The organism is Dietzia sp. DQ11-71 (assembly GCF_014144995.1).
In the GTDB taxonomy this organism is placed as follows: Bacteria; Actinomycetota; Actinomycetes; order Mycobacteriales; family Mycobacteriaceae; genus Dietzia; species Dietzia kunjamensis.
In genome coordinates this window covers 1-7,152 of sequence record NZ_JAALDT010000406.1, presented here as the reverse complement: position 1 = coordinate 7,152, position 7,152 = coordinate 1, and the positions used below count along the sequence as shown (strand labels likewise).

The 7,152-nt window shown below is 69.8% G+C and carries 8 protein-coding genes; 4 read left to right on the top strand and 4 right to left on the bottom strand.

Annotated features, from left to right (window positions below; all coding sequences use genetic code 11):
* Positions 1-164: maltokinase N-terminal cap-like domain-containing protein (locus tag G6023_RS13455; protein WP_472986444.1), on the bottom strand; the 164-nt coding region annotated here is incomplete at its 3' end.
* Positions 164-1,960, bottom strand: a complete 1,797-nt coding sequence (gene treS / locus G6023_RS13450; protein ID WP_182635987.1) for a maltose alpha-D-glucosyltransferase — start codon at positions 1,958-1,960, stop codon at positions 164-166. The genes G6023_RS13455 and treS, both read right to left, overlap by 1 nt.
* Positions 1,961-1,994: 34 nt before the next feature.
* On the opposite strand from treS, the gene G6023_RS13445 reads away from it, so the two are divergent.
* Genes G6023_RS13445 through G6023_RS13435 form a run of 3 tightly spaced genes read left to right on the top strand, consistent with a single transcriptional unit; the run spans position 1,995 to position 3,641 of the window.
* Complete coding sequence (locus G6023_RS13445) at positions 1,995-2,246, top strand: hypothetical protein (RefSeq protein WP_067711720.1); 252 nt, start codon at positions 1,995-1,997, stop codon at positions 2,244-2,246.
* Positions 2,243-2,587 (top strand): hypothetical protein, encoded by a 345-nt coding sequence (locus G6023_RS13440; RefSeq protein ID WP_182635985.1) that lies wholly within the window; start codon positions 2,243-2,245, stop codon positions 2,585-2,587. Before G6023_RS13445 ends, G6023_RS13440 begins: the two co-directional genes overlap by 4 nt.
* 10 nt (positions 2,588-2,597) lie before the next feature.
* Positions 2,598-3,641: an LLM class F420-dependent oxidoreductase gene (locus tag G6023_RS13435; protein WP_182635983.1), complete on the top strand. Its 1,044-nt coding sequence runs from the start codon at positions 2,598-2,600 to the stop codon at positions 3,639-3,641.
* A 19-nt stretch (positions 3,642-3,660) separates the two neighbouring features.
* Here G6023_RS13435 and G6023_RS13430 read toward each other — a convergent pair whose 3' ends face one another.
* Together G6023_RS13430 and kstD are read right to left on the bottom strand one after the other, a co-directional pair.
* Positions 3,661-4,521, bottom strand: a complete 861-nt coding sequence (locus G6023_RS13430) for an enoyl-CoA hydratase ChsH3 (RefSeq protein WP_096906069.1) — start codon at positions 4,519-4,521, stop codon at positions 3,661-3,663.
* A 1-nt stretch (position 4,522) separates the two neighbouring features.
* On the bottom strand, positions 4,523-6,253 hold the full coding sequence (gene kstD, locus G6023_RS13425; RefSeq protein WP_182635981.1) for a 3-oxosteroid 1-dehydrogenase: 1,731 nt from the start codon (positions 6,251-6,253) through the stop codon (positions 4,523-4,525).
* Positions 6,254-6,304: 51 nt separating this feature from the next.
* Between kstD and G6023_RS13420 the strand changes: the two genes are divergently transcribed.
* Positions 6,305-7,090, top strand: coding sequence for a 2-keto-4-pentenoate hydratase (locus tag G6023_RS13420; RefSeq protein ID WP_096906067.1), 786 nt, complete (start codon positions 6,305-6,307; stop codon positions 7,088-7,090).
* The last annotated feature ends 62 nt before the right edge of the window (positions 7,091-7,152 follow it).

Genomic DNA, 7,152 nt, shown 5'->3' with positions numbered 1-7,152 from the left:
AGGACCCCGGGATCGTCCAGGAACACCTCGCGCCGGGTGATCCGCACTCCGGTGAGTTCCAGCCCCTTGCCGGCGAACCACCGCTGCTCGGGTAGCCAGTCGGTGAGCAGTCGGGCGATCGTGTCGTCGTCGACGGCGGGGATCGACGTCCCTGGTCCGGTCATCACGGTCCCTCCTCCGGGCTGCGCAGCTCGAGCCAGTAGAAGCCGTACCCGGGCAGCGTGAGCTGGTACGGGTCGGCGTCGATCTCGGGGAACGGCACCCCGCCGGTGAGTTCGACGGGCTGGCGGCCGGCGTACCCCGCCAGGTCCAGGCGCACCGCCTGCGGGAACCGCGACAGGTTGTTGACGCACAGGATGACGTCGGCCCCGGCGCTGTCGGACCCGTGCGTGCGCAGGTAGGACAGGATCGACGGGTTGGACCCGCCGAGGTCGGTGAACTCGCCCAGCCCGAACGCCGGGTGGCTCTTGCGGACGTGGATCATGCGCCGCGTCCAGTGAAGCAGGCTGGCGGTGGAGTTCATCTGCGCCTCCACGTTGACGCCCTGGTAGCCGTACTGCGGGTCCATGATCGCCGGTAGGTACAGCCGGCCCGGGTCGCAGCGGGAGAAGCCGGCGTTGCGGTCGGGGCTCCACTGCATCGGGGTGCGGACGGCGTCACGGTCGCCGAGCCAGATGTTGTCGCCCATGCCGATCTCGTCGCCGTAGTACAGCATCGGCGACCCGGGCAGGCTCAGGAGCAGGGCGGTGAACAGCTCGAGCTGGTTAGTGTCGCCGTCGAGGAGCGGGGCCAAGCGCCGGCGGATGCCGATGTTGGCCTTCATCCGCGGGTCCTTGGCGTACTCGGCGTACATGTAGTCGCGTTCCTCGTCGGTGACCATCTCGAGCGTCAGCTCGTCGTGGTTGCGCAGGAAGATCGCCCACTGCGCCGAGGAAGGGATGTCCGGGGTGTGGGCGAGGATCTCGGTGACGGGGAACCGGGACTGTCGCCGCACCGCCATGAAGATGCGCGGCATCAGCGGGAAGTGGAACGCCATGTGGCACTCGTCGCCCACCTCGGACTCGCCGAAGTAGTCCACCACGTCGTCGGGCCACTGGTTGGCCTCGGCCAGCAGCACGCGCCCGGGGAACTCCTCCTCGACCACGGCCCGGCACTTGCGCAGGAACTCGTGGGTCTCGGGCAGGTTCTCGCAGTTGGTGCCGTCGCGCTCGAACAGGTACGGCACGGCGTCCAGGCGGAACCCGTCGATCCCCAGGTCCAGCCAGAAGCGCAGGACGTCGATCATCGCCTCCTGGACCTCGGGGTTGTCGTAGTTGAGGTCGGGCTGGTGGGAGAAGAAGCGGTGCCAGTAGAACTGCCCGCGTACCGGGTCGTAGGTCCAGTTGGACGACTCGGTGTCGACGAAGATGATGCGCGCCTCCGGGTACCGGGCGTCATCGTCCGACCAGACGTAGAAGTCGCCGTACGGGCCCGTCGGGTCCGCTCGGGACTCCTGGAACCACGCGTGGGTGTCGGAGGTGTGGTTCATGACCAGGTCGGTGATCACCCGGATACCCCGGCTGTGCGCCTGCTCGAGGAGCTCCACGAAGTCCTCGACGGTGCCGAACTCCGGCAGCACGGTGCGGAAGTCGCGGATGTCGTACCCGCCGTCGCGCAGCGGCGAGTCGTAGAACGGCGGCAGCCACAGGCAGTCCACGCCGAGCCATTCGAGGTAGTCGAGCTTCTCGATGAGCCCGCGCAGATCGCCGGTGCCGTTGCCGTCGGAATCGTAGAAGGCCCGCACCAGGACCTCGTAGAACACCGCGGACTTGTACCAGTCGTGGTTGATCTCGAGTTCGGTGGCGTGACGGTAGTCGTCCGCGCTGGGCTCGACGACGTGCCCGTCGTCGGTGAGCTCCGGATCGGCCGCACGGGGATCGGCGGGGTGTGACTCGGACTGAAGGCTGGGCTTCGGTGCCATGGGGGCGAGCCTACGGCCCCGTACGATCCGTTGCATGCGGAAAATCGACCCGGCGCGGTGGTATCGGGGCCGGCACGGTCGGCGCGCCCGTGCGCTCGCGGTGCGGCTCGACGGCGACGACGACGAGGTGGTCATCCGACCCTGGGAGCTACGGCTACCCCGGTCGGTCGTCTACGCGGCGGCCCGGTCCAGGGGCCTGGAACCGGTGGGGGGCACGCGGGCACTCGTGCAGCGGGGCCCCTGGCTGGACCCGATGCGGTTCACCCGCGTGGCGGTGCGGCGGTGAGCCCCGGCTGGGTGCTCACGCTCGTGGCGCTGCTCCCGCTCGTCGCGTGGGGGATCGCGGCCTGTGTGGTCGCGGTGCGCCGGTGGCTGCGTCGCCGGGGGGACGAACCGACGCGCCGACTGCGACTGGCCCGGATGCTGGGGACCGCCGACCTCGTCGTCGTCCCCACCTCCGACGTCGACCTGCCCGAGCACACCGTCCTGGAGGTCGCCTCCGACGCGCGGATGCGGCTGGTGGGCTACGAACGCACCGATACGCCGATGCGTCGCCGGGTCGGGGTGTTCGTGCGGATCGGGAGCGAGCTCGACGTGGTGATCCGGGGTGACCGGGCCCCCCGGTAGCGTTGCGCGCATGCGCATCGGAATGGCTCTCAACTACAGCGGCGGATTCGCCGAGACGGCCGCGGAGGCCGCCGACCTCGAGCGGGCGGGACTGGACATCGCGTTCGTCCCCGAGGCCTACTCGTTCGACGCGGTCAGCCAGCTCGGCTACCTCGCGGCCAAGACGTCCACCATGGAGCTGGCCTCGGGCATCCTGCAGATCTACACCCGCACGCCCACGCTCACCGCGATGACCGCGGCGGGCCTGGACTACGTCTCCGACGGTCGCTTCACCCTCGGCCTGGGCGCCTCCGGACCGCAGGTCGTCGAGGGTTTCCACGGCGTGAAGTACGACGCGCCACTGGCCCGCACGCGCGAGATCATCGAGATCTGCCGGAAGGTGTGGCGCCGCGAGAAGGTCGTCCACGACGGCAAGAAGTACCAGATCCCCCTGCCCGCCGATCAGGGCACCGGCCTGGGCAAGCCGCTCAAGCTCATCAACCACCCGGTGCGCGAGGACATCCCGATCATCCTCGCCGCCCTGGGCCCCAAGAACGTCGAGCTCGCGGCCGAGATCGCGAACGGCTGGCAGCCGATCTTCTTCCATCCCGAGAAGGCGGATGTGGCGTGGGGTGACGCGTTGGCCAGGGGCCGGGAGAAGCGCGATCCGTCACTGGGCGAGCTCGAGGTCTACGCGGGGCCCGCGCTGGCGATCTGCGAGGAGAACGAGGTCCCCGGGTACCTGGACTTCGTGCGCCCGCACCTGGCCCTCTACATCGGCGGCATGGGTGCGCGCGGCAAGAACTTCTACAACGAGCTCGCCTGCCGCTACGGCTACGAGGCCGAGGCCGCCCGTATCCAGGACCTCTACCTGGACGGCAAGAAAGACGAGGCCGCCGCGGCCGTGCCCGACGAACTGGTCCGTTCGGTCTCTCTCATCGGCCCGGCGGGGTACGTGGCCGAGCGCGTCGAGGCGTTCCGCGAGGCCGGCGCCACCACACTCACCGTCACCCCGATGGCGCTCAACGCCCCGGGTCGCCTCCGGCTGGTGGAGCAGTTCCGCGAGCTCTGCTGAGCCGCTCCACCAGCGCCGGTCAGGCGAGGTCGACCACCACGTTCTTCAGCACGGGGGCGTCGTCGCGCTCGGCGACGGTCGCCGCCACGAGCAGTCGCGAGCCCTCCTCCCACACCCGGATGCGCATGGTCTCGCCGGGGAAGAAGATTCCGCCGAAGGTGACTCCGTAGCCGCCGACGCGCGCCACGTCGCCGCCGAGCACCTGATCCACGACCGCCCGCAGGACCAGGCCGTACGAGCACAGGCCGTGGAGGATCGGGCGGGGGAACCCGGCCGCCTCGGCGAACGCGGGATCGGAGTGCAGCGGGTTGCGGTCGCCGCAGAGGCGGTAGAACAGCGCCTGCTGGGGGAGCGTGGCCACCTCGATCGTGTGGTCGGCCTCCCGCTCGGGGTACTCGACCTTCTCGGAGGTCCCGCGATCGCCGCCGAAGCCACCCTCGCCCCGGGCGAAGATGCCCGAGCGCGAGGTCCACAGCTTCTCACCGTCGGCGGAGACCGTCTCGGACTCCTGGATGATCACCGCGGCCGAGCCCTTGTCCTGGATCTCGGCGATCGTCGTCGTCGTCGTCGCCGTTCCGGCCGCCGGGATGGGCCGGTGCAGTCTCACCGACTGGCTGCCGTGGACGACCTTGGCCAGGTCGATCTCCACGCCCGGGAAGGACACGCGGGGGGCCTCGGTGACGTTCATCGTCGCGGCGACGGTGGCGAACGACGGCAGCACCTTGGGAGCGGTGTCGTGGACGTACTCGAGCCCGGTGGTGTCCATCGGGTCGGCGGCCGCGCCCACGGACAGGGCGTAGAGCGCCACGTCGGAGGCGGTCCAGGAGAACTCCTGCGAGGGCAGCTCGGCCCCGAGGGCCTTGTCGAGGTCGATCGGCACGTCAGACTCCTGTCTTGGCGGTGGTGGGGGCGGAGGCCAGCATGTTCTCCACGGCGAGGTAGCCGAAGACCATCGCGGGGCCGATGGTGGCGCCCGGGCCGGCGTAGGTGTGGCCCATGACCGGCGAGGAGGCGTTGCCCGCGGCGTAGAGTCCCTCGATCACGGAGCCGTCCTCGCGCAGGACCCGGCCGTGGACGTCGGTGTTCGCACCGCCCTTGGTGCCGAGGTCGCCCGGGACCATCTTGGCGGCGTAGAACGGCGCCTTGCGGACCGGGCCGAGGCTCGGGTTGGGCTTGTTGGTCGGGTCGCCGTAGTAGTGGTCGTACCCCGACTCGCCGCGGCTGAAGTCCTCGTCGACGCCCTTGGCGGCGAAGCCGTTGAACTTCTCGGCGGTCCGCTCGAGCGCCTCCGCCGGCACGCCGATGAGGTCGGCGAGCTCGGCGAGGGTGTCCGCCTTGTGGAAGTTCTCGGTCTCGAGCCACTTCCTGGGCAGCGGCTGCTTGGCCTGCAGACCGGCGAAGAGGTACCTGTTCTTGTACTCCTGGTCGAAGATGATCCAGGCCGGGACGTTCTCGCCGGGCGTCCCCTCCTGCTCGGCGGGTGCCTGTCCGAACTCGCCGCCGTACATCTTGTGGCCGGCCTCGACGTAGGGCAGCGACTCGTTCATGAACCGCTCGCCTCGGGAGTTCACCATGAAGGAGCACGGCAGCGACCGCTCCGCCAACGCGAACCAGGGGCCGCGGGGCAGCAGGATCGACGGGCCCCACCAGGAGTCCTCCATGAAGGACAGCGAGGCGCCGGCCTTCTCCATGTACTCGATGCCCTCACCGGTGTTGGCGGCGGCGCCGACGGTCCACGAGGTGGGGATGGGCTGACGCTGGTACTTGTCGCGCATCTCCTGGTTGTGCTCGAAGCCACCGGACCCGATCACCACACCGAGCCGCGCACGGAGGGTCACCTCCTCGCCGCCGCGGGTGACGGTGACGCCCACGACGCGCTCCTGGGTGCCCGAACCCTCGGTGACCAGGCCGGTCATGGGGGTCTCGAGCCACACCGGAACGCCGGCGTCGAGCAGGCCCTTGCGCATCGCGGCGATGAGCGCGCGACCCATCCCCACCGAGTTCTGCCCGCGCGCCTTGGCGAGGAACATCCGGAGGGCGACCCGGATCGAACGCCTGATGCCCTTGGTGTGCGGACGCTGGAGGAGGTTGAGCCAGCGGTAGTCGGACTGCATCACCACCATGTTGACCGGCGCCTTGGCGTAGCCCGGCTCCAGCTTGTCGGCCTCGGACCCGAGCTGGCGGAGGTCGAACGGCTTGGGCTCGACGGACCGGCCGCCGAGACGCCCACCGGGAGCCTCGGGGTAGTAGTCGGAGTAGTCCTTGACCCACTCCAACCGCAGGGGGCTGTTGGCGAGGACGAAGTCCAGGACCTCGGGACCGCGGTCGACGTAGGTGTCGATCTTCTCGGGCTCCACCGCGTCGCCGATGATCGAGCGGAGGTACGTGCGGGCCGCCTCCGGGGTGTCCAGGACGCCGTCGCGTCGGAGCACGGAGTTGTTAGGGATCCACACGCCGCCGCCGGAGCGCGCGGTGGAGCCTCCGTAGTGCGGGGCCTTCTCTACGAGGACCACGCTGAGGCCCTTCTTTGCTGCAGCGAGGGCGGCCGTCATGCCTGCTCCACCGCTGCCGACGACGACGACGTCGAATTCCTGATCTGCCATGTAGAACACGTTATAGAACTGAGCGCCGTGGCGCCAGACGGCCCAGGTAGCATCCCCGTCATGCTCAACGAGGAGACCCGCGCCACACTAGCCCAGCGACTCTGGGACGCCGAGTCCGACGTCGCGCCGATCGCGCCGCTGACCGACGACCATCCGGACATGACGCCGGACGACGCCTTCGAGATCCAGCTGGTCAACATCCGCCGCAGGCTCGATGCCGGCGCGGTGGTGACCGGCCACAAGGTGGGCCTGGCGTCCAAGGCGATGCAGGAGATGATGGGCGTCGACGAGCCCGACTACGGGCATCTGCTCGACACGATGGAATACCCCGAGGGCACCGCGATCGAGGCGGCCCGGTTCTGCTTCCCGCGGGTCGAGGTGGAGGTCGGCTTCATCCTGGGCGCCGACATCCCGCCGGAGGGATGTTCCCAGGAGGAGGCCGCCGCGGCGATCGAGTGGGTCGTCCCCTCGATCGAGTTGATCGACTCCCGCATCCGGGACTGGAAGATCACGCTGCCCGACACGATCGCGGACAACGCCTCGTCGTGTGGCTACGTGGTGGGCGAGCAGCGGGTCCGGCTCGCGGACATCGACGTGGCGGCGATCGACGCGACCCTCTACAAGAACGGCGAGTTCCTCGCGTCCGGGCGTTCCGACGCGGTGCTCGGTAACCCGCTCAACTCGGTCGGGTGGCTCGCGTCGACGGTCGCCAAGTTCGGTGTCCGTCTGCGCAAGGGTGACGTGATCCTGCCGGGCACCGCGATCCGCGCGATGGACGCCGCCCCGGGCGACAGCTTCCGCGCCGAGTTCGCCGGGCTGGGCGACGTCACCATGGACTTCCGCTAACCGTCCGCGGCCAGCGCGCGACCGGCCGCCGCGGCGACGCGGGTGACCAGCGGCTCGAGCCG